The sequence below is a fragment of the Companilactobacillus paralimentarius genome, assembly GCF_963227125.1.
Classification (GTDB): Bacteria; Bacillota; Bacilli; order Lactobacillales; family Lactobacillaceae; genus Companilactobacillus; species Companilactobacillus paralimentarius.
In genome coordinates, this window is the sequence record NZ_OY724131.1 from 347,288 (window position 1) to 370,028 (window position 22,741).

A 22,741-nucleotide genomic window follows, 5' to 3' on the forward strand; every position below is an offset into this window, starting at 1 on the left:
GCTTTCTCACCATTTTTTTGCTATATCATGAGCTTTTTTACCCAAAGTGACAATTTCAGGCCTATAATAGAAATTGGGATGTTTTCGTTTGAGTTTTAAAATCAATGAAAGGTAGCGAAGGTATGCAGGTATATAAAAATTCCGCAGAACTAATAGACCAAATTAAAGAGAGTTATCATAAGTTCATTGATGAATATGAGGGTATAACAGATGATGTTGCCGATGAAAGAATTGAGCAAGTGGATAAAACGCCACGTGAGATGCTCTCATATCAAGTCGGATGGATTAATATGATTTTGTCATGGGAAAAAGCTGAAGCTGGTGGGGAAAAGATTACTACTCCAACTCCTGGATACAAATGGGATCAAATGCGTGAGCTTTATCATGATTTCAATATCAAGTATGGTTCAGATGGCATAGATAATGAGAAGGAAGAATTAAGCAGTACTGTAGATGAACTTATTTCATGGGTCGACAAAATGTCACATGATGAATTGTTCAAACCAGGTGAACGTAAGTGGGCTACAACTAAAGCAATGTGGCCTGTTGCTAAGTGGATCAGAATCAATGCTGTTTCACCATTTAATAATTACAGTCGTCAGGTTAGAAAATGGAAGAACTTTAATTTAAGAGATAAGAGTACCGTTAATTCATAATTAGGAAAGTCCGTATTAACTAGTTTTTTGTATAGTTGATATGGACTTTTTTGTTAAGTCTTATCTACCATAACAAGCACTATTGGATTGGAACGTTATCGACGTATATTTGAGACTAATAACGCTTGTTGTTCTAGACTGACGAACTGTTCTGTTATTTTTTACTTCTAATTTCTTTTGTACGTGACTCGCTCTATTGAGAATTGAAAAGCATGATAGTTTTGACATCGAATCGTGTCCATAGCGTTCCAATATATTTCTAACTCTTGTGGAGGACGAAAAATAAGGATAATAAAAAAAGCCATCCACTTGAATGACTTTTACAATCCGAAATCTATTAGGAAATAACCAATTGTTCCAATAATGATCAACATAGCAAAGTTGATAATTGTGAAATACAATAAGTATTTTCCTGGATTTTTCTTAAAGAAAAATCGATATTGTTTGAAAGCCAACAAGTTAGCCAATGAACCTACTACAGTACCAAGACCACCAATATTCGTACCTAAGAAAATAGCATGGACGAATTTGGAGAACTTAGAAACTAAAATTGTGGTTGGCACGTTACTAATGAATTGACTAGTAATGATTGAAGTTAAATATGTGCTTGTTCTTGTTTGCAAAAATTGATGCAAGTTGTTAACAATTGCTGGTTCACGGTTAATATTACCAACGGCAATGAAGAAACACATGAAAATTAAGACAATTGAGTAATCAACCGATTCAAGAATATGAGGGTTGATAAAGATGACTAATAATATTGCGGCAATCAAAGAACCCCACATAGGAATTACAGAAAAAATTCCCAAAAAAATAATCACTGTGACAGCGACCGTTAAAGTTAAACTTGGAATGTTTAGTTCAACAGCAGGCAACTCGGTTAATTTGATTGGATCTTTAGCGAAGAAACGAGTCGACAGAAAAATTGCTAGGAAAGTGACAATCGTTATCGGTGTAGACATGATAAAGAATTGTTTGATTCCTAGATTAAAGTGCGTCAACAGGAATAAATTATGAGTATTACCAAATGGTGTAAACATACTACCAAGGTTAGCGGCCATAGTAATAATGATAACCGGAAAAATCGGATTTACTTTAATATGCTTAGATAGTTGGTAAAATAAAGGAACTAAGGTTAAAATTGTAACATCATTAGTTAAGAACATAGCTCCAAAGAATGCTAAAGAGGCTAACATGAATATCATTTGACGTGTAGTTTTCGCTTTGTGCGTCATATACGCGGCATAATATTTTAGAAAGTCCAAATAGTCATAAATCTGGATTATAATCATCATAGATAATAGTGAAGCAAGTGTCTTCCAATTAATATCCATCAATTGTGGTGGACTAATAAAGATCGATGTTAGAATTGCTGCTGCCCCAGCTATCCATAGCACCTTATCTGAAAATACACGTTTTAATACAGCCATTTATGTTTTCCCCTACAAAAAAGAAGTACCCTATCTAGTATAAAGATAAAGGTAGAGTTAAAAAAGATAATTATGTAAAATTCGACGAAATATTTTTGAAAAGTTAAATAGTATAAAAATTATTCATATGAAAAGCATAATATATCATAACCTAAGTATACTAAATATCAATTATAAGGAGTGTTAATATATGCAAATAATTTTATCAATCTTACTATTCATTGTGGGGATTGCTATTATGGCAGTTTCTTTCAAGGCAAAAAAAGAAGTAGTTTATTATGCACTCCTTGCTATTGGCCTGATTTTGTTCTTTGCCGGCATCCATGTTATTTTCCCAAAATAAATAATGCCAAGTGGACATGAGACTGATATAATCTAGTCGTATCAAATGGGGGAGGTAATTTCCATGATTCTAAAAAAGACAGCGCTTCTGGTTCTAGTTTCAATTATGCTTAGTGTGATTGAAATGACTGTTGATCCAGCATTTATTCTGGGTAGAGCATCTTTGATGTTCTCTGGATCGTTGATGTTTTTACTATCATTGCTATTTGTTAGACGTTTGTGGAAATATGCAAACTTAAAATGAGCTCAAAAAAGGAATCATCTCCAATATGAATGGAAATGATTCCTTTTTTTGTTTCATAAATGTTTCACAGGGAACACTAGTAATCCCCGTCAGCAATTTTTTCTAAGGTAGTTTTAGATGGAATGAAGAACAAATTACCAGTGATTGGAGTACTGAAGTCCAGTAAACGGTCACTCTTAGTAAACATATTGGTTAGCATACGATTGGTGATTGCAAAATCTTTGGAATAACCAATGAAGTAGGTGCCAGTTACATCTTTAGCTGGATCTGAGAATGGTACATTCATTCTGACAATCTTGTGTTCAACACCGCCTTCTTCATCTTTGGAAACGACGTTGTGAGCGTTAGGCAGCTTTTCTTCATCAGCTAATTCGCGATCGGAGAATTTGTGGCGACCAATAGCTTTTTCTTGATCCTCAGTTTTTAATTTTTTCCAAGCATCCATATTATGGATATACTTTTGAGCAAAGGCGTATGAGCCATTAACAAACTCAGGATCTTGGTCTTCGTCAATTAGAGTGTAATCCATTGATTCAATTCCAGCTGGATTCTCAGTTCCATCGATGAAACCAACAATTGAACGTCCTTCCATATATCTGAAGCCATGAGTTTCATCCTCAACGGTTGTGATAGGACGTAAAATTTCCATGAATTGATCCATTAGTTCATAACAAACGGCCATTTTCTTGGAACGAATATGAATGAATAAATCGCCAGGTGTCGAAACAGCTGTATATTTAGGTCCTTTGATTTCTTTAAAATTTTCTAGTTCTTTAGGCTTTGGAGCATTTGGGAAAAGGTAATCCCATGCATCTGATCCAAATCCCCAAGCAATATGTACTTGAGCTTCGGGGTCACGAATCCGCATACTGTTAATAATTGAATTAGACATATCGGAGAATTCAGCAATAGCATCACGGCTAGCTTCTAAATCGTCACGCTTCAACATCAATGTTGTAAAAATAACACTTTCCCCGGCGTCTTTATATACGTCTTGGGCTTTTTTAATATCTACAATCATGAATCTACCTCCAGAAAATCTGTTTATACAGTCAGCTTATCATATTATTCAAAAAGTAGTTATTATTAAAATTCGTAAAATAAAATTCTTGATAATGTTAAAAATTAAGATAATAATAATTTTAATAAGGTCGGTGAAAGGAAGAAAATATATGTGTACTAGTCTCAGTCTTGAAGCTTTAGATGGCTCAAAATTTTTAGCCAGAACAATGGATTTTGCCTTTGAATTAAATGGTCGTCCAACATTTTTACCAGAAAATTATCAATGGGTTTCTTCATATGATAAGAAAGAATATAACAGCAAATACGCTGTCATGGGAACAGGTGCTAAGTATGGCGCCAATTACATGGTAGCTGATGGTTTCAATGAATACGGTTTGTCAGCCGCTGAATTGTACTTTGCCAACGCTGCTAAATATGACAAGGAACCTGTTGAAGGGGAAATGAATCTGGTTGCTGAAGAATTTATTCTCTGGGCTTTGGGGAATAATAAATCAATTGAAGATTTGAAAGAGAATCTCAAACAAGTTCATTTAATCGAATCAGATCGTGGTGTCATGAAACAAAACCAACCACTACATTGGATTTTTAGTGACACTACTGGTGCTACTTACATTCTTGAACCAGAAGGAAATGGCTTAACTCTTCAAGAAGATAAAGTTGGAGTTATGACTAATACTCCAGATTACAATTGGCACAAGACTAATTTGGCCAACTATTTAGGTGCTCAAACGACTAACTTCTCTGCTAAGACATTTGGTGACCAAGAAGTTATTCCATTAGGTCAAAATGGTACATTCAGATTACCTGGTGGCTATACTGCTGTCGATAGATTCGTTAGAACAGCTTTCATGCGTCAAAATACTGAAACACCTAAGGATAGCCATCAGGCTGTTAATACTATCTTACATATGCTTGATAGTGTAACAATTCCTCGTGGTGTTAATATCAAAGCCAACGGCGAATCAAGCTATACTCAATATCAAACAGCATTGGATTTAACTAATAAGATCATGTACTTTGTTCCTTATGGTAATCGTAAGGTTTATGCTACTAAGATGACTGATGACTTGATTAAAAATCAAAAAGAACCAAAAGAATTCCCAGTTAACTTAGATCAAGAATTCGAAGCATTAAATTAATAGATTATAAAATTTAGAATATATTCTCAAAAAAAGAGTGTCCATATTAACCGATATGTGAACACTCTTTTTGTTATTGATATGAATAAAAATAAGAGACCAATATTTTTCTGGTATGTAAATGAAACTGATTATAAGGTATACTGAACCCGAAAGATAGTTACCATGTATAAAATTGGGCCGCTCCAATTTATGAAACGAGGAAAATTATGGCAGATTTAGTTTATCAAAAAATTATTACATCTTTAAAGAAGTCAATTGATGACGGTGAATATTCCGATATGCGCTTGCCCGATGAACGCTCTCTTGCAGAAAGCTATAGCGTCAGTCGAAGTTCTATCAAACGTGCTTTAGGATTAATGGCTGATCAGGGAATTATTTTTAAAAAAAGAGGTTCGGGTACTTTCGTCAATCCACTATATTTAAAACAGGAATCATCGTTTAGTTATAGTGGTAAGAATTTGGGTATCACTGATAGTTTCAACGCAAACGGACAAAAGCCGGGTGTGAAGGTATTAAAATTCGACGTAGTTCATCCTGACAAGGATTTACAAGACAACTTGTTTTTAAAGCCGAGTGAATTCGTTTATTCATTTGAACGTTTACGCTTTTTGGATGATGTCCCATTTATGATCGAAACAGGTTATATTCCTATTAAATTAGCTCCGGAATTATCTGAGCAAATTGCTTCCGAATCTATCTTTAATTATGTAGAGTCTGAGTTGGGAAAAGAAGTTAATAAAACTTACTTAACAATTTCGGCGCAACCATCTGATGAAGAAGGGAAGAAATTGCTGAATTTATCCGCTAATGAACCCGTGGGTCTCATGGAAGGTATTTTCTTCCTAGATGATGGAACTCCGTTCGAATTTTCGACAATGAAGCTTCATTACAAGTATTTTAAGTATGATTCATTCGTTGATCTGGGTAATTAGTAAGCATTTTCAATAATTGGGTCGAACCAATTATAAAAGTGGTTGACTTTTACTTGAAAACTAGTTATGATTACATTGTAAAAACTTAAGGAGTGTGCTGGTAATGACTGATTACTCATCAAAAGAATATTTAAGTTTAGTTGATAAATATTGGCGTGCAGCCAACTATGTTTCTGTTGGACAATTATATTTAAAAGATAATCCTTTATTAAGACGTGAATTAAAAGCTAGTGATGTTAAAGTTCATCCAATTGGACATTGGGGAACTATTGCTGGTCAAAACTTTATTTATGCTCATTTGAACCGTGCTATTAACAAGTACGGACTAAAAATGTTTTATATTGAAGGCCCAGGCCATGGTGGGCAAGTTATGGTTTCTAACTCATATTTGGATGGAAGCTATACTGAAACTTATCCTGAAATTACAGAAGATACTAAGGGTATGCAAAAGCTTTTCAAGCAATTCTCATTCCCAGGTGGTGTTGCATCTCATGCTGCCCCTGAGACACCAGGATCAATGCATGAAGGTGGAGAATTAGGTTATTCTCTATCACATGGTGTTGGTGCAATTCTTGATAACCCTGATGAAATTGCTGCAGTAGTTATTGGTGATGGTGAATCTGAAACTGGCCCATTGGCTGCTTCATGGTTCTCAAATGTCTTCATTAACCCTGTTGATGATGGTGCTGTTTTACCAATCTTGAATCTAAATGGTTTCAAGATTTCTAATCCAACAATCTTGTCACGTAAGAGTGATGAAGATCTAACTAAGTACTTCGAAGGTATGGGTTGGGATCCAATGTTCGTTGAAGGAACAGATCCTCAAAAGATGCATCCAGAAATGGCTAAGACTGTTGATGCTGCTATCGAGAAGATCAAGAGTATTCAAGAAGAAGCTAGAAAACATCCAGCTTCAGAAGCTAAGATGCCTAAGTGGCCTGTTATTATCTTCCGTGCACCTAAGGGCTGGACTGGTCCAAAGACATGGGACGGCGAACCTATTGAAGGCTCATTCAGAGCTCACCAAATTCCAATTCCTGTTGACCAAAATGATATGCAACATGCAGACAAATTGGTTGAATGGTTGGAATCATACAAACCAGATGAACTATTTGATGAAAATGGTACTTTGAAGCCAGAGATCGCCGCAATCACACCTAAGGGTCAAAGCAGAATGGCTATGAACCCAATTGTTAATGGTGGAGTTGATCCTAAGCCTCTTAAATTACCAGACTACAAGAATTATGCTTTGAAGTTTGATAAGCGTGGTGCAACAAATGCTCAAGATATGATTGAATTAGGTAAATACTTGAACGGTGTTATTAAAGATAATCCTGATAACTTCAGACTATTTGGACCTGATGAAACAATGTCTAACCGTTTGTATGGTGCATTTGAAGCAAGTCCTCGTCAATGGATGGAACCTGTTCATGAACCTAACGATCAATACGAAGCACCAGCTGGCCGTATTATTGATTCACAACTTTCAGAACATCAAGCTGAAGGATTTAACGAAGGTTATACTTTGACAGGTCGTCATGGTATCTTTGCAAGTTACGAAGCTTTCTTAAGAGTTGTTGATTCAATGTTGACACAACATTTCAAGTGGTTAAGAAAAGCTAACGAATTGGGTTGGAGAAATAAGTATCCTTCACTAAACGTTATCGCTACATCAACTGCTTTCCAACAAGATCATAATGGTTACACTCACCAAGACCCAGGTATCATTACTCACTTGGCTGAAAAGAAACCAGAATATATTCGTGAATACTTCCCAGCTGATACAAACTCATTGCTTGCTGTTATGCCTAAGATTTTGGATGATCAAGAAAAGATCAACTTATTGGTAACTTCAAAACAACCAAGACCTCAATTCTACTCAATTGAGGAAGGTGAAGAGTTAGCTGATAAGGGACTTAAGGTTATTGACTGGGCATCAAATGACAACGGTGATCCTGATATCGTTATCGCTTCTGCCGGTACAGAACCTAACCTTGAATCATTGGCTGCTATCAGTATTCTAAGAAAAGAAAAACCAGAAATTAAAATTAGATATGTCAACGTCGTTGATCTATTGAAGTTGAGATCACCAAGAGTAGATCCTCGTGGTTTAACTGATGAACAATTCAATTCAATCTTCACAGTTGACAAACCAGTCTTGTTTGCCTTCCATGGTTTCGAAGACATCATTAAAGATATCTTCTTTGACCGTGCAAATCACAATCTATACGTTCATGGTTATCGTGAAAATGGTGATATCACAACACCATTCGATATGCGTGTTGTTAATGAGATGGATAGATTCCACTTGGCTGAAGAAGCTGCTGTTGCTGTACAAGGCGACGGTGCTAGCGACTTTGCTGACGAAATGGAAGCTATTGTTGATAAACACAACAAGTACATCCGTGAATACGGTGACGATTTACCAGAAGTACAAAACTGGACATGGGAATAAAATATTCAATCCTGAGTATTAAGGAAAAAAGAACTAGGTAATCATGTTTTGATTACTTAGTTTTTTTTTTGAAGAATTATGAATGAAATTAAAAAAGCTATAAGTTAACCATAATAAATAAGTGTTCACGAATAGTTAACAACTGTTTGTAAAGACCGTCACATCAACAGTTATAGACTAAATAAATTTAAAAATAATTGAATAAGTTTAATTTTAATATTCAAAAGAAAACATCTTAGAAAACTTTGAACGTTTTCTGAAATCCTAGGCAGAGTAGAGTTCTAGCTTTAATTTTTTCTAAGATAATAATATGGTTTATTAGAAAGAAAAATGCAAACTTTAAAACGGCTGTAAGTACTGATCTAATGGGTTGTAAATCACTTTTTACCATGATACTATCATCTATGGAAAAAAGAGAAAGAACACTTAAGGGGTGGATATTATGACAACAAGAAACGTAAAATTCATGAAAGTTGCACTAATGGCGGTAGTGGCCATGTTATTAATGATTTTATTCGTTTTACAAAGCCGATACTCCATTCCAGTTGCTGGTTTAGCACTAATTGCTTTAGCAGTATACTCAGAAGATAGAATTTCAAAGCATCACACATTTAAATATACTATTTAATCAAATAGTACTCGTAAGTTAAGGAAGCCCAATGGGCTTCCTTTTTTTGTCTCGAAAAAACTCATCATTGTATAAATTATATGGTGCTATAATTACTTTAATTAAAAAGGGGGCTGAAATGATTTGAATAGGGGACATAAAATAAGTATTTTAATTAGTTCGCTAGGGTTATTTATGGCCTTAGGATTATTCGCCAATGGTACTGAAGCACAGGCACAGTCTGATCCAATTAATTTAGATGATACGAATGTAACACTTAGTAGTACAAAATATGCTGGTACTGACGGAACGAGTCAGTGGTATATCTCTAATGATGATGTTTTACATATCAAATCAGGAACCCTCGCTAGTGGTTCTTTGGGAAAAAGTTTAGTAGTTGATGAAACTAAATATTCTAAAGTTAAATTTGCTGACGAAAAACAAGATATAAAAAGAGTTATTTTTGATGGAAATGTTTATTTGCCACAGGATTCATCTTGGCTTTTTACAGGTTTGGGAAATAATTTAGATGGAACTTCTGGCTTAATTGAAATTAAGAATGCAGATAGATTAAATACTAGTAATGTAAAAGATATGAGTCATATGTTTGATGGCTTGAGTAGTTTGAAATCCGTTGATGTTTCGACTTGGGATGTCTCTGGTGTTATGGATATGAGTTATATGTTCAATAATACCGGTCTAGCAACGATTAACGTTGCCAATTGGGATACTGGTAATGTCTTGAGTATGAAAAATATGTTCAGTTCTAATCCTGAATTAGAGTCTTTAGATATTTCTAATTGGAATGTTGTTAATGTGAAGAATATGTCAGCTATGTTTATGAGAGCTGATCAAGTAAAAACGTTGAATATTGCTAACTGGAATATTATCAATGTTGAAAAAATGAATCATATGTTCAGCGGCGCCAAAGAATTAAAAGAGTTAGATTTTAGTCGTTGGGATAATAAACGTGTTAAGACGACAGGTTTGTTGTCAGAAACTAATTTGAAAAGAATAGTTCTTTCACCTAACTTTTCCCTCAAACATTCATATTTGGGACAAGATCAGAATGGTAACGATAATTTGCAGACATGGTTGATTACCGATAGAAATGGAAATAAACGTGTTGTTAAGAGTAAACAATTGATTAAAGCTAGGTATGTTGGGATTGCCAGCAGCGCTAAAAATTTGGCTGTGTTCGATGTTAATATTCCTAATAATCTCAATCAACATCTAGTTAACAGAAATGTTAAAGGAACTCTTAAAAATGGGATTGCGACCTTAACAATTAAAATTCCGCAAAAGAGTGGTTATAAGGTCAACAAAAGATTAATAACTTTTACGGTTAACGTAGCTAAATTACAGCCTACAAAGGGCCGTTACATCGTTTCTTCACCAGAGAGGTAACTTATACGAAAAGTGATTCGAAGGGTCAGACAAGCTCTGTGGACCATCTAGTGACAACATTACCTGATAAGAAGGTTGAAGTTCATAATGATGATGTTAAGAAAACAGCTGATAAGTTAGCTCCACAAACGAATTGGTTAAGTGATAAAAGTATGAAGGATGGTTCCACATATTATCGCGTGGCGACTAATAAATGGGTCAAAGATGATGAAGTTTACGTTTATCAACCACAAACATTTATTGTACAAACAGGCAATTAAAACAATGAATTGGTTGATGCACAGGGACAGACTGTACCTCAAAGAAATCTTTCAGCTCAAACAAGTTGGCGGGTAGATCGTTTAGCATATTTAGATGGAAAAACTTACTATCGCGTGGCAACGAATGAGTTTGTCCCTACTACAGACGTTACTATTGTAAAATAAAATTAATGTTAAAGTGTCGTCTGCAAAATCTCCTGTAGACCGCCGGAACACTGAGGGTCTACAAGAGATCTTGCTACCGACTAGTGAACGTTTTGTTTCAATTAATTTGAAAAATGAAAATAGCATCTATTCTAGAACGACAATCTTTACTTTTTAGTAGGGATTGAAATTCAGAATAGATGCTATTTATTTTGGAACGTGGAGGACAGCGTATTTAAACTTAATCTGCATAGGGAAGTGAATCTGCCGCTACGTCTTCTTTGTTCAATAAGATGATATTTTCACCTTTTTGTTTACGACGTTCGATATCCTTTTCGCCCCAAACACAAAGATCTTCGAGAATTTTGTTAAGTGATTCGCCATATTCAGTTAAAGAATATTCAACTTTTGGTGGAATCTGACTGTAGACTTTACGATTAATAATGCCATCATCTTCCAATTCTCTTAACTGTTGAGTCAACATTTTTTGAGTGATATTGGGGATGGCTCGACGCAATTCTCCAGTTCGCATGATGCCATGTTTGAGATGGCAAAGAATAATAGGTTTCCATTTACCACCGATAATTCTCATTGTGTCTTCAACGCCAATGTTATAAATTGCTTGTTTCATAAAAGCCATCCTCCTTAGTATTTGTATAGTAACATCACTATTTAGTCTTAGCAATTTTCTACTTCTGGTTCGACTTCAGGACTGTTCTCCATTTTAATAAGAACAGCAATTAAAATGATTCCGACTGCTAGCATCGCAATTCCTAACCATGGTGTATTGATAAGTTGATTGTGAGCTACGGCTTGTCCACCGATTGTTGAACCTAAAGTGATTCCTACGTTAAAGGCCGAAATATTTAACGCAGAAGCCAATGGGACCTCGTTAGGCGTATACTTTTCAGCTAATTGAACAATGTACAGCTGCAAGCCAGGAACGTTCATAAAGGCAAATAAGCCTAATAAGAGAATAGCTAGTAAACCTAAGAAATGAAGATTGATAACTAAGCGGGTGATCAATAAGGCTACTCCTAAACCAAGAAACATTTTCAAAAGAGCAGTTAGAGGTCGTTTGTTAGCCCATTTGCCGCCAAGAGTGTTACCAATAGCAACAGCAACTCCGTAAAAAATTAGAATGATGACAATGGCGCTTTGTGACCAACCCATATTTTTATTTAAAATAGTTGTTAAATAAGTGTAAACGGGGAATGTTGCTCCATAGCCTAAAGCTGTGATGAGCAGAATCAAGAGTAATTGAGGTTGTTTAAGAATCTTCCAGATACCCTTAACACTGGTTGGTTTTGGTAATGGTAGTTCATTTGGCACTAGGATAATATTTGTAATCAAGCCGACTAATCCTAAGGCGACTAAGAAGAAAAAGGACATTCGCCAGTTAAACGTTTGACCGATAAAAGTTCCTAGTGGAACACCCGTAATTGTAGCAACTGTTAAACCAGTAAACATGACGGCAATAGCAGAAGCACGTTTGTTAGGTGCTACGACGTCGGCTGCAATTAATGATGCAATTGTCATGAAGATTCCATGAGAAAGAGCTGCAATAACACGACCAGCTAATAGAATGGCAAAACTAGGTGCGAGAGCAGCCAGAGTATTTCCGATAATGAAACTGATCATGATACCTATCAATAATTTTTTACGATCCCAACGATTGGTGATCAAAGCTAAGATGGGAGCGCCAAACATGATTCCAGTAGCATAAATGGAAACTGTCAGACCTCCTTGTGCAAGTGAGATGCCAAATGTTTTAGTCAATAGTGGCATGATTCCTACACTGATAAATTCTGTGGATCCGATAGCAAAAGCACTGATAGCCAATGATAAAAGAATCCAAGTTGATGAAACTTTCTTATTCATAATTATTTCCCTCCTACAGCGAATAATGATTATGTGTAACATTATATGGGGTTGGGAGAAATAAACAATTACGTACTTTAAAGTGCAGTAGGTACTAAAAAGTACCTTTAAAAGTTAAATTAGATTATTTTAATAAAATTATTGACATATTAATTTTTGGATGTTTAACTAGAGACTGTAAATTGCAAACGAGGAGAACTTTATTATGAAAATTAGTAAACAGTTGTCACATTTGAATAATCAATTTGCCTTTAGCTTTTTCTTTAGATAGCGTTTGTATTCAGTCTCTGGATGCGAACGCGTAAGTGTTCGTATCTATTGATTGGCTAAAGCTATTAAACATGTCTTTGAAGCCAGATAGATACGGGTTGAATCTAGCTGGAGATAAATTGCGCCCGGGCAAACCAGTTAGATTCAATTACGAATCTAGCTGGTTTTTTTATATTCTCAGGAGGATTTTTCATGAAAAAATATTTAATCGGATTAATAACAATTATAGCGGCAGTTGTTTTAGCGGGATGTGCAAATAGTTCAGCCACAAATAAGAAAACAATCAACGTGGGAATTTTACAAGTAGTACCTCACGGCTCATTAGATGAGGCACGTAAAGGTTTTAAAGAAGAATTAAACCAAAAAATTAAGCAGCATGATAAATCAATAAAGGTTAATTATAATTACCAAAATGCGCAAGGGGATCAAGCTAATTTAAATTCGATGGCTCAACAATTGACGCAAAAGAAGAACGATTTGATTTTAGGAATCGCAACTCCTTCAGCACAAGCACTTGCTAAGAAAACTAAATCAACACCAATCGTCGTCACAGCAGTAACCAATTTGAAGAGTGCTGGACTAGTGAAGGATGATCGTAAACCAGCAACTAATGTTACTGGTACCAAAGATTTGGGTCCCGTGGATAAGCAAGTCAAACTGTTAACAACTTTAACCAAGAGTTCTAAACCTATCGGTGTTATGTACAATTCATCTGAAGAGAACTCAGTTTTACAAGTAAAAATGGTAAAAGAATACGCTAAGAATCATCATATTAAATTAAATGTGGTCAGTGTTACAAGCACTAATGATGTTGTCAGTGCACTGTCCGGAATGGCTGATAAGGTTTCTGGAATTTACTTGCCAACTGACAATTTAATGGCTAGTTCCATGAAGACAATCGGTAAAAAAGCTCGCGAAGCTAAGTTGCCAGTTGTTACAGGTTCAATTGAAATGGCTGAAGATGGTGGTGTTGCTACATATGGTATCAACTACCGTGATTTAGGTAAACAAACCGCTAAGATGGCTTACAGAATTTTCATTGAAAAGAAGAAGCCTCAAGATATGCCAGTTGAAACTTCACATACTTTGAGACTTTACATTAATAAAGCTAATGCCAAGGCTATCGGCATCGATCCAAGCAAAATTACGAAACCATAGGTGATAAAAATGATTATATCTAGTTTAGGACAAGGTCTACTGTGGGCGCCTTTAACAATTGGCGTCTTCATTACATTTAGAATTTTAGATATACCTGATTTGACAACTGAAGGTAGTTTTCCTTTTGGAGCAGCTATTACAGTCAGTTTGATGATCAAAGGACAGTCAGCAATCGTAGCCACAATTGTCGGCTTTTTAGCGGGATGTGTCGCAGGATTAGTTACAGGAATTCTTGATACTAAATTGAAGATTCCTTCATTACTAGCCGGAATTTTAACGATGACCGGATTGTATTCTATCAATATGCATATTATGGGAAAATCTAATGTACCTTTATTAACTCAAAAAGTTTTAACAGGCTATTTACCAGCTGGTTTGACGGTTGATATGCAAACTATCATCTTGGGTATTATTGTAGTTGCTATCGTGATAGCAGTACTTTATTGGCTTTTCAAAACTCGTTTGGGTTTATCGTTGATGGCAACTGGTGATAACAAGAATATGTCTGCTGCCAATGGTATCAATACTGATGGAATGATTATTTTTGGTTACATGATCTCTAATGGATTGATTGCCTTGTCAGGCGCACTGATTGCTCAAAACAATGGTTATGCTGATATTGGTATGGGAATTGGAACTATTGTTATCGGACTAGCTTCTGTTTTGGTCGGAGAAATTTTTCTACGTGGTAATAATATTTTGGTTAGATTGTCAGCCATGGTCTTAGGTGCTATCGTTTACCGGTTCCTTTTGACTGTTGCGATGAGTTTAGGATTCCCAGCCGACGACTTAAAAATTCTATCAGCGATAATTTTAATTATCGTTATCTGTGTACCAATTATTCAGAATCGAATCAGAACTAAACGCCAATTGAAAAAGTATTTAGCACAAATGGAGGCCGAAGATGATGGAAGTATTACAAGTAAAACATCTGCAAAAAGTATTCTTTCCCGGGACTAGAAATGAACGTCATGTTTTAAAAAATATTAATTTGAATGTTTATGAAGGCGACTTTATTTCAGTTATTGGGAATAATGGTGCCGGCAAGTCTACTTTGATGAATGCCATCGCCGGAACTTTAAGTGCTGATGCGGGTGAAATTGATTTAGTGAAGCATAACGTTTCTAAAAAATCAGTAGCCTATCGATCACAATGGATGTCACGAGTTTTCCAGGATCCTAAAATGGGAACCGCCGGAGATTTGACTGTGATGCAAAATTTAGTTTTGGCACAAAGTCACACGAAAACAATCAGTCTAAAGAGGTATCAGAAAAAAGCAGCAGAAGAAAAATACTTAGCTTTATTGAGAACACTCAATATGGGCTTAGAAAACTTCTTAAATACGCAAGTAAAGTACCTATCAGGAGGTCAACGTCAAGCACTGTCACTTTTAATGGCAACTTTAAGTAAGCCCAAATTATTATTACTAGATGAACATACAGCGGCATTAGATCCCAAAACTAGCCAAGAAGTAATGTCAATCACAGATAATATCGTCAAAGAGCAGCAGTTAACTACAATGATGATTACACATAAAATGTCAGATGCTTTGAAATATGGTAATCGTTTGATCATGGTACAAGATGGACAAATCAAGCTAGATGTCAGTGGTGCTCAAAAGAATAATTTGGATAAATCAGAATTGCTACAGGCTTTTGAATAAAAATATGTTATCTTCTTATTATCTCCTTTCTAAATTTTTAAAATAAAAATAATGGCATCTATTTCTAGAACATCGATTTTACTTTTTAGTAGAAATTGAAATTCAAAATAGATGCTATTTATTTCAGACGGCGAATTTTATAATCAAGTTAGCCACTTTAGAAAAATGACAAAATAAAAACACCAAGACGTAAAAATCAGGTATCATTGGAGTTCTCACACAAACAATGAAAGAGGTTTTTCGTCTTGGTGCTAGAACAGAATATCATAAATCGTCCTAAAGGACATCATTTAACTGAAATTGAACGTGGAAAGATTGCTTCCTTTCATTCAATTGGCTACTCGAATCGCCAGATAGCTAAAGCTATCGGCGTTTCACCTCAGACTATTAATAATGAAATTAACAGAGGTACTGTTGAGCAGATCAAGAAAGTTAATGGTAAAGTTCAACACTTGAATTGCTACTTTCCTGACACTGCACATCAAAAGTATGTAAAGAACCGTAAGCTTTGCCATCGTCCTTCTAAATTCGACCAAGTCACAGCCTTTTTAGGCTTCTTTGTAAGCCAGTTCATAGATAATGGATGGTCACCTGATACGGCCGTTGGACGAGCTAAGAACGAAGAATTATTCTTAGTAGATGAAATGGTTTGTACTACTACACTTTACAAATATATTGATGAACAACGACTTGAAATCCGGAATATTGATCTGGTAGAAAAGTCAACTAGACCGACTAAGCAACATACTTCAAAAAAGCATAAGCGTCTACTTGGTCGTAGTATTGAGAAACGCCCTAAAAGTGTTGATAGCAGAGAATCCTTTGGGGACTTTGAGATAGACACGATTGTGGGCAAAAGAAATGGCCATGAGAGTGTCGTCTTAACGCTCATAGAGCGTAAGACACGCTTTGAAATAATGAGACTTATTGACGGTAGAGATGCCGACTCTGTAGATTATGCTATGAAAGAGATCATAAAGAACTATGGTGATCTTATCAATTCAATCACTGCAGACAATGGCCCTGAGTTCTCTAATCTATCATCTGATATGGCTGGCGTTGCGGATGTTTACTTCACACACCCATATACATCTTGTGAACGTGGAACAAATGAAGTACATAATCGAATGATACGTCGTGACTTGCCCAAAGGGCTGTCACTGGATACAGTCAGCCCAAAAGTAATAAGAGACATAGAATTTAAGCTCAACAATATGCCTAGAAAGTTATTGAACTATAAAACGCCACAAGAACTCTTTGCTAGTTCCTGTGGCGCTTAAAGACATATTTATAAACTTCAAATACTGATATCACTTGGATTCAATTTATTTTGTCCAAGTGGCTAACTTGTTATTGAAATTTTCGATTTATTTCAGACTAGAAGATTTGGAAGTTAAATCTTGATAGAACTAGTATTTAGTCCGGAACAACAAGAAAATTGGCTCAGCCATGAAATTTATCTTAGCAATTTATTGCTTAGATAAAGGTCGATCTTGAAGATCCACAAAGTGCAAATTTATTAGCTTCCAGTCGTCCCATGGCGTTCCAGCCAAATTTTCTTGTTGTGGAGGACGGGAATAAATCACCAAACAAAAAAACAACCACTGCAGGGGAACAGTAGTTGTTTTTAGTTTTAAGGGAAATTCACAAATCAGGGAGGAAAAGTGAATTATATTTTTTATTATGAGATTTTTATCTATTATAGTTTTCTATATGTTTAAAAAGGGGGGATGTAAGTTAAGCTCGATTGCTTTCCTTTAACTTACAAACTATATGATAAACACTAAATGTGAAGAAAATGTGATAACAATATTCTGAAAATTAGAAGATTGTACCTTAATTCAAGTAAATTTTCTTCAAATCTCTTATCTCGGAAGGAGTTACCTGTAATTCATCTTTGATATAATTGTTTATATTACCAGACATTTTGGCGATTTCATCTTCGGCTGTAGCTAAATAATCAGAGTGAACCGTCATTAAATCACGTACGGAACTCAAAACATCTTTGTCAGTATAACCCTTGTTTTGAAGATCTAAGATCAGGTTGTCAACAAAGCCCTTATTGACCTTATTAGTTAATAAATAATCTTTCTTGATTTCCTCCATGGGAACACCAAGGACAGTCAACAAGTAGACAGCTCCCATACCAGTTCTATCCTTACCAGCACTACAGTGGAAAAGTAAAACGTCATCATCTTGGTCATTAGTTAATAATTTATCAAAAAATGTTCGATATGCGCCTTTAGCTTGGTCACCTGTGATAATATCACGATAAACGTCTTTCATGTGGTGGAAGCCATTAGTAGGATCACCACCGATTTCAGGAATGAAATTATCATTTTGAACCTTAGAAGCTTCAGTTTCATCGGCTTCAAAAACTGGATCGAAGACATATTCTGCGCCATCAGGAACACGGTCTGGTTTATCGTTTACTTCCTCATGTGAACGAAAATCGACATCATACTTTAAACCATAGTTACTTAAAAAACTAAGGTCATTGTCTGATAAGTCACTTAAACCAGCTGATCTGAGGACTTTATGGAACTTAAGTGTTTTGCCATCGACAGTTTCGTAGCCACCTAGTTCACGAAAATTGACACCTTTTTCAAGGTCTAGAACGCGCTTATTATTTTCAACCATACCTTTAACTACCTCTGCATATTTTTCTAATAATCATTATATCAAAAAGGAAGAGTCATCCTATCATGAAGTTTATTATTGCACCTGGAAAATATAGTAATAATGTTAGCTCGACTAAGATTGGTCAGGCCATTTATAGTGGCATCTCGCGTGCTATGCCAGATGCAAAAATAATTACCATGCCCGTAACTGATAGTAAAGATGGAATGCCAGCATTAATAGAACATACTATTGGTGGATATTGGGATGAAGTCTCTTATTTTGATGCTTTTTGGGAAAATCGAACGGGACGTTATCTTGTTACCCAGATCGGTAGTCAACTTACCGCTATTATGGATTCAGAGCAAGTGGTTGGGGTTGATTTAGCAAAAAATAAAAACCGAAATGACTTGTTTCATGCAACAAGTTATGGGTTAGGAGAATTTATTATAGATGCAGTTACTAGTGGAATCAAAAATATTGTGCTCTGTTTAGGCAAGACAGCTGTAGCTGATGGCGGACTAGGAGCTTTACAAGCTTTAGGATCCAAGATTTATGATGAAAATGGTCAACTGATCCCTGAAGGTGAAAATCCTTTGATCAATGCCTTTCGTATCGATATGGAAGATGTTTATCAACTATTGGGTGGAAGAACCCGTTTGACCGTTTTATTGAATTATTCAGGTCGGAAATTATCGGATAATGTTGAGTATTTGAATGAAGCACAGGAAAGTTTTTTGGAAGATAATTTAGTTTTTATCACTGAAAAAATGAATCAGAAGTATAATTTAGATATACACCCAATGCCTCATTCTGACTCGATTAAGACTTTGGCTGGTGCTTTTGCAATGATTAATGCACGTATTTCAAGATCATCATTTGAATGGGTGGCCAAGGTTACAGGAATGGAAGAAACAATTCGTTCCACTAATATCCTAATTACTGCCACCGATAAAATTTCCCGTGAAGCAATGCATGATGATATGCTGTATCACTTGAGTCGAATTGCTGGAGCTCAAAGAGTTCCGACTTTTGCTTTATGTAATAATTTTGTTGATGATTTCCAAAGTTATGAACAACTTTTCACAGGAATATTTTCAACTCAAATGACAGAATATGATGATGAAATGACGATGTTTGAGAATTACGAATCCGTTTCAAATCAGTTAGTACGGACATTAATGGCTTTCAAATAATTTTGTAAAATATTGAATAAAATATATGAATGCATTAATCTTACATTAGAAGGTATTCAATAAGTGCATTGGAGGATTGAATTATGGAACAAGACTATAAGAAGATTTTGGTTCCTGTAGATGGATCAAAAGAAGCAGAAATGGCTTTTAAGAAGGCTGTAACAGTTGCACAAATGAACGGTGGACACATCGATGTTTTGACAGTCTTAGATACAAAGCAATTCATTGGTTTACATGGTGGTATGTTGAACGGTGATGTTATCTATCAACTTTCCGAAGATGCTCAAAAGTATCTTACAGAATTAAAAGATGGTGCCATTAAAGATGGTTTCAAAGAAGAAGACATTGACATCCACGTTCGTTTCGGTGAACCTAAGACTGTTATTTCCCAAGAATTCGTTGAAGAATATAAGAATGACCTGATTATGATCGGTTCAACAGGTATGAATGCCGTAACACGTTTATTGGTCGGCTCGGTATCCGAATACGTTACAAGAAATGCTAGAACGGATGTTATTATCGTTAGAACAGATATTGATAATAAGAGATTTACTGATAAAAAGAAAAAATAATTTATATTAGGCTGGCAGATGCCAGCTTTTTTAGTTTGGAGAAAAAGATGAGATGTGAGTGGGCCAACAGTTCTGAAGCAATGCAGGCATATCATGATAATGAGTGGGGTAAGCCAAGTCATGACGAACAATATTTTTTTGAAATGTTGACATTAGAAGGAGCCCAAGCAGGATTATCTTGGGCAACAATTATTAAACGACGTGCGACATATCGTCAGGCATATGATAATTTCGAAATAGACAAAGTGGCAGCTTATGATCAAGAAAAAAGGGACTCAATGTTAGAAGACAAAGGGATCATTCGTAATCGTTTGAAAGTTGACTCTTCCATCAATAATGCTCGTGTGATTCAAGAGATGCATCAAAATGGTGAAAAATTTTCCAATTATATTTGGAATTTTGTTGATAATAAGCCAATAATTAATCATTATAGTGATATGAGTGAAATGCCTGCTCAAACTAAGTTGTCACAACAGATCAGCAAAAATTTGAAAAAACGTGGTTTTCGATTTGTGGGACCAACGATTATCTACTCATTTTTACAAGCGGTGGGAGTTATTAATGATCATATGGACTCCTGTAATTACAAGTAGAAATTAGTATAATGGCATTAAGGGGTTCTTTTTCTATGTATGTCGTCCTCCACAAAAGGTCGAGTGGATGACAGAATCCTAAACGAACCATACAATTGAAGAGAGAACCATTAAAGACGGAGGATGATTATGAATTCTGAGACTATTAGCAAATTAGCCGAAAAGCTTTATGAAGATAGAAAAAATATTGAAGATAAATCACAAAAATTTGACGCACAGGCTGTGTATGACATTTTGGATTCACTTGAAGTTTTGAGAAAACCAATTAAAGAATACTTTGATATGACCGAAGACGATTACTACCAAAATGAATCTGACCATCGTTTAACTTTACAAAATCCTGATCATAAACTTAGTGAACTACATGATCGTGTTCAGGTTAACCATGTTGATGGTTCTTTAGCTGGTCATAAAATTAACTTTACATATAACCATGAGGATCCATATGCAAATGGCGATTATAAGGTTAAGACCGATATCAATTTAGTCAGTTTTGCATTTACCGTTATCGGAGCAGTATATGACAATACCATTGTCGCTGATGTTAGAAATTCAGTTTCTAAAGATGCAATTCTTTCAATCGGACTAGCAGCACATGCTGTTGAGGAATGGCAATAATGGAATTAATATCAGTCAATGATTTATCATTGCAACGAGAGGGCTACTTTGCATTCAAGCATGTAGCTTTTTCTTTATCTCAAAATGAGATAGTTGGTATTAGTGGCGAAAATGGTAGTGGTAAGACACAGCTTTTAGAAACGATAGCAAATTATGAACGGGCCGATAGTGGCAAAATTAAATATACTCCTGGTGTCAGGATTGGTTATATGCCACAAAATGATCCACAAATTGTTGAACAGACGGTTAGAAAATATCTTGAGGACATCAGACGTTTATCCAAAAATTTGGCTGTGCGTAAGGATCAATTGGATGCGATGGTTACTTATATGAAACTAGCTCCATATTTGGATCGAACAGTTGATCAACTCTCATTAGGTTTGAAACGTCGAGTTAGTTTTTTGGCAGCGGTAGTTGGACACCCCAATGTTTTGTTGTTAGATGAGCCCTTTGCTTTTCAAAGTAATGAAACAGTTCAAAATATGTTGAGTATGTTGCAAGATTTAAAAGATAATGGTTCAGGAATCTTATTAGTAGGCACAGAGCAAAATGGTGAAATATCTGAAATATTAGACAGTAGTTATCATTTTGAAAATGGTAAATTACGACAGTTACAAAGTTTAAAAACTAAAAACAGTCAGTTATTTTTCAGTGTTCATCATAATTCTATTGCTTTAACACATGATTTGAGTGGTTATATGATGAGGAATACTAATGGAGTAGTCGAAATGAAGGTTCCCTTAGATCAAAGGGACACTATTATTGGCAAAATGATTGCCCTCAATTATCAATTTGAGGAGGCACATGATATTGAAAATTAAAGTATTGCTAAAAAATTATTTACAATTTATTTTTCAAGATTTTCTCTATCTAACATTATTATTCTCTATCATTGTTTTTGGCTTAACAGCAGATCACTTATTAAGTATTGATTATCATGAGAAATATAGCCTATTATTAATAGGGATGTTTTTTTATCGTTATTTTCAAGGATGAATCTGTATCATAATGATAAAGTTTATAATCATTATTTAAGACAAAAAGTGAACAGCTACTGGTCAGAGGTTATCAGTCAATTTTTAGCGGTATTAATTTTAAATATAATTTCAGGAATATTGATTTTTATATTTAGCTTAATTCTTTGTAAAAATATATTTTTAGATGTTGTCGGAATAGTTTCGCTAATTTCTGTGGGATTTTTGGGCAGTTCAATTGCGACCCTGTTCAAGACACAATGGCAGAAACATTCTAGTTTGGGACAAATTGGAACCTTAGTTTTTGTCTACCTAGCCTTATCAGGTAGCGTCGTCAACATTTTTAAGAATATTGAGATGATTTTTCCACCTCTTTCAAGAATGATTGTTAGTCTACATAGTAATTCTTCTATTGTTAAATTATTGCCCCTAGCAGGACAAACTTTTTTATACGCCTTAATACTATTTGTTATTAGCTGGTTTATTTATAAAAAAAATAAGAAAAGTTGAATAAAACTATTGCAATGAGGTATTCTTTTTTGTTTTAATATCCTG

The 22,741-nt window shown here is 35.2% G+C and carries 25 protein-coding genes; 20 read left to right on the plus strand and 5 right to left on the minus strand.

Features of this window, described 5'->3' with window-relative positions; all coding sequences use genetic code 11:
- Positions 1-104: 104 nt before the first annotated feature.
- The gene (locus ACI6PB_RS01610) at positions 105-656 is read left to right on the plus strand and encodes a ClbS/DfsB family four-helix bundle protein (RefSeq protein WP_051564350.1); all 552 of its coding nucleotides are present in this window, start codon (positions 105-107) and stop codon (positions 654-656) included.
- 320 nt (positions 657-976) lie between these two features.
- Here ACI6PB_RS01610 and ACI6PB_RS01615 read toward each other — a convergent pair whose 3' ends face one another.
- Entirely contained in the window at positions 977-2,086 is a 1,110-nt protein-coding gene (locus tag ACI6PB_RS01615) for an SLC13 family permease (protein ID WP_025086340.1), read from the minus strand.
- Between the two features lie 190 nt (positions 2,087-2,276).
- Here ACI6PB_RS01615 and ACI6PB_RS01620 point away from each other — a divergent pair, with 190 nt between their 5' ends.
- Both ACI6PB_RS01620 and ACI6PB_RS01625 read left to right on the plus strand, forming a co-directional pair.
- The gene (locus ACI6PB_RS01620; protein WP_156407848.1) at positions 2,277-2,429 is read left to right on the plus strand and encodes a DUF6095 family protein; all 153 of its coding nucleotides are present in this window, start codon (positions 2,277-2,279) and stop codon (positions 2,427-2,429) included.
- Between the two features lie 63 nt (positions 2,430-2,492).
- The gene (locus tag ACI6PB_RS01625) at positions 2,493-2,672 is read left to right on the plus strand and encodes a hypothetical protein (RefSeq protein ID WP_025086339.1); all 180 of its coding nucleotides are present in this window, start codon (positions 2,493-2,495) and stop codon (positions 2,670-2,672) included.
- A gap of 76 nt (positions 2,673-2,748) precedes the next feature.
- On the opposite strand, the gene ACI6PB_RS01630 is transcribed toward ACI6PB_RS01625, so the two are convergent.
- On the minus strand, positions 2,749-3,693 hold the full coding sequence (locus ACI6PB_RS01630; RefSeq protein WP_404327659.1) for a Dyp-type peroxidase: 945 nt from the start codon (positions 3,691-3,693) through the stop codon (positions 2,749-2,751).
- 151 nt (positions 3,694-3,844) lie between these two features.
- Here ACI6PB_RS01630 and ACI6PB_RS01635 point away from each other — a divergent pair, with 151 nt between their 5' ends.
- From ACI6PB_RS01635 to ACI6PB_RS01660, 6 genes are all read left to right on the plus strand, one after another.
- Positions 3,845-4,834, plus strand: coding sequence for a choloylglycine hydrolase family protein (locus ACI6PB_RS01635; protein WP_025085407.1), 990 nt, complete (start codon positions 3,845-3,847; stop codon positions 4,832-4,834).
- Between the two features lie 209 nt (positions 4,835-5,043).
- Positions 5,044-5,769, plus strand: a complete 726-nt coding sequence (locus ACI6PB_RS01640) for a GntR family transcriptional regulator (RefSeq protein WP_404327660.1) — start codon at positions 5,044-5,046, stop codon at positions 5,767-5,769.
- A gap of 103 nt (positions 5,770-5,872) precedes the next feature.
- Positions 5,873-8,224: a phosphoketolase gene (locus ACI6PB_RS01645; protein WP_056955917.1), complete on the plus strand. Its 2,352-nt coding sequence runs from the start codon at positions 5,873-5,875 to the stop codon at positions 8,222-8,224.
- 442 nt (positions 8,225-8,666) lie between these two features.
- Positions 8,667-8,852 (plus strand): hypothetical protein, encoded by a 186-nt coding sequence (locus ACI6PB_RS01650; RefSeq protein ID WP_025085405.1) that lies wholly within the window; start codon positions 8,667-8,669, stop codon positions 8,850-8,852.
- Positions 8,853-8,975: 123 nt separating this feature from the next.
- Positions 8,976-10,238 carry a BspA family leucine-rich repeat surface protein gene (locus tag ACI6PB_RS01655; protein WP_404327661.1) on the plus strand — a complete coding sequence of 421 codons (1,263 nt, stop codon included), beginning with the start codon at positions 8,976-8,978 and terminating at the stop codon, positions 10,236-10,238.
- A gap of 50 nt (positions 10,239-10,288) precedes the next feature.
- On the plus strand, positions 10,289-10,498 hold the full coding sequence (locus ACI6PB_RS01660) for a hypothetical protein (protein WP_404327662.1): 210 nt from the start codon (positions 10,289-10,291) through the stop codon (positions 10,496-10,498).
- 385 nt (positions 10,499-10,883) lie between these two features.
- Here ACI6PB_RS01660 and ACI6PB_RS01665 read toward each other — a convergent pair whose 3' ends face one another.
- Both ACI6PB_RS01665 and ACI6PB_RS01670 read right to left on the minus strand, forming a co-directional pair.
- Entirely contained in the window at positions 10,884-11,273 is a 390-nt protein-coding gene (locus ACI6PB_RS01665; RefSeq protein WP_025085403.1) for a helix-turn-helix domain-containing protein, read from the minus strand.
- A 47-nt stretch (positions 11,274-11,320) separates the two neighbouring features.
- Positions 11,321-12,523, minus strand: a complete 1,203-nt coding sequence (locus ACI6PB_RS01670; protein ID WP_404327663.1) for an MFS transporter — start codon at positions 12,521-12,523, stop codon at positions 11,321-11,323.
- Between the two features lie 462 nt (positions 12,524-12,985).
- Between ACI6PB_RS01670 and ACI6PB_RS01675 the strand changes: the two genes are divergently transcribed.
- The 4 genes from ACI6PB_RS01675 (at position 12,986) to ACI6PB_RS01690 (ending at position 16,894) form a co-directional block, all read left to right on the plus strand.
- On the plus strand, positions 12,986-13,951 hold the full coding sequence (locus ACI6PB_RS01675) for an ABC transporter substrate binding protein (protein ID WP_404327664.1): 966 nt from the start codon (positions 12,986-12,988) through the stop codon (positions 13,949-13,951).
- Positions 13,952-13,960: 9 nt separating this feature from the next.
- Positions 13,961-14,911, plus strand: a complete 951-nt coding sequence (locus ACI6PB_RS01680; protein WP_404327665.1) for an ABC transporter permease — start codon at positions 13,961-13,963, stop codon at positions 14,909-14,911.
- Positions 14,856-15,614 (plus strand): ABC transporter ATP-binding protein, encoded by a 759-nt coding sequence (locus ACI6PB_RS01685; RefSeq protein ID WP_034544190.1) that lies wholly within the window; start codon positions 14,856-14,858, stop codon positions 15,612-15,614. Before ACI6PB_RS01680 ends, ACI6PB_RS01685 begins: the two co-directional genes overlap by 56 nt.
- Positions 15,615-15,859: 245 nt before the next feature.
- On the plus strand, positions 15,860-16,894 hold the full coding sequence (locus tag ACI6PB_RS01690; RefSeq protein ID WP_059075255.1) for an IS30 family transposase: 1,035 nt from the start codon (positions 15,860-15,862) through the stop codon (positions 16,892-16,894).
- Positions 16,895-17,450: 556 nt separating this feature from the next.
- Here ACI6PB_RS01690 and ACI6PB_RS01695 read toward each other — a convergent pair.
- Positions 17,451-18,254, minus strand: a complete 804-nt coding sequence (locus ACI6PB_RS01695) for a tyrosine-protein phosphatase (protein WP_025085400.1) — start codon at positions 18,252-18,254, stop codon at positions 17,451-17,453.
- A 65-nt stretch (positions 18,255-18,319) separates the two neighbouring features.
- On the opposite strand from ACI6PB_RS01695, the gene ACI6PB_RS01700 reads away from it, so the two are divergent.
- The 7 genes from ACI6PB_RS01700 to ACI6PB_RS01730 all read left to right on the plus strand — a co-directional run bounded on the left by ACI6PB_RS01700 (position 18,320) and on the right by ACI6PB_RS01730 (position 22,696).
- On the plus strand, positions 18,320-19,429 hold the full coding sequence (locus tag ACI6PB_RS01700) for a glycerate kinase (RefSeq protein ID WP_404327666.1): 1,110 nt from the start codon (positions 18,320-18,322) through the stop codon (positions 19,427-19,429).
- Positions 19,430-19,512: 83 nt separating this feature from the next.
- On the plus strand, positions 19,513-20,001 hold the full coding sequence (locus tag ACI6PB_RS01705) for a universal stress protein (protein WP_025085399.1): 489 nt from the start codon (positions 19,513-19,515) through the stop codon (positions 19,999-20,001).
- Between the two features lie 47 nt (positions 20,002-20,048).
- Positions 20,049-20,594: a DNA-3-methyladenine glycosylase I gene (locus ACI6PB_RS01710; protein ID WP_025085398.1), complete on the plus strand. Its 546-nt coding sequence runs from the start codon at positions 20,049-20,051 to the stop codon at positions 20,592-20,594.
- A gap of 129 nt (positions 20,595-20,723) precedes the next feature.
- Positions 20,724-21,212, plus strand: a complete 489-nt coding sequence (locus tag ACI6PB_RS01715) for a hypothetical protein (protein ID WP_025085397.1) — start codon at positions 20,724-20,726, stop codon at positions 21,210-21,212.
- The gene (locus ACI6PB_RS01720) at positions 21,212-22,033 is read left to right on the plus strand and encodes an ATP-binding cassette domain-containing protein (RefSeq protein ID WP_309510500.1); all 822 of its coding nucleotides are present in this window, start codon (positions 21,212-21,214) and stop codon (positions 22,031-22,033) included. Before ACI6PB_RS01715 ends, ACI6PB_RS01720 begins: the two co-directional genes overlap by 1 nt.
- Positions 22,023-22,208, plus strand: coding sequence for a hypothetical protein (locus ACI6PB_RS01725; protein WP_404327667.1), 186 nt, complete (start codon positions 22,023-22,025; stop codon positions 22,206-22,208). Before ACI6PB_RS01720 ends, ACI6PB_RS01725 begins: the two co-directional genes overlap by 11 nt.
- Positions 22,205-22,696 (plus strand): hypothetical protein, encoded by a 492-nt coding sequence (locus tag ACI6PB_RS01730; RefSeq protein WP_193322517.1) that lies wholly within the window; start codon positions 22,205-22,207, stop codon positions 22,694-22,696. Before ACI6PB_RS01725 ends, ACI6PB_RS01730 begins: the two co-directional genes overlap by 4 nt.
- Positions 22,697-22,741 lie beyond the last annotated feature (45 nt).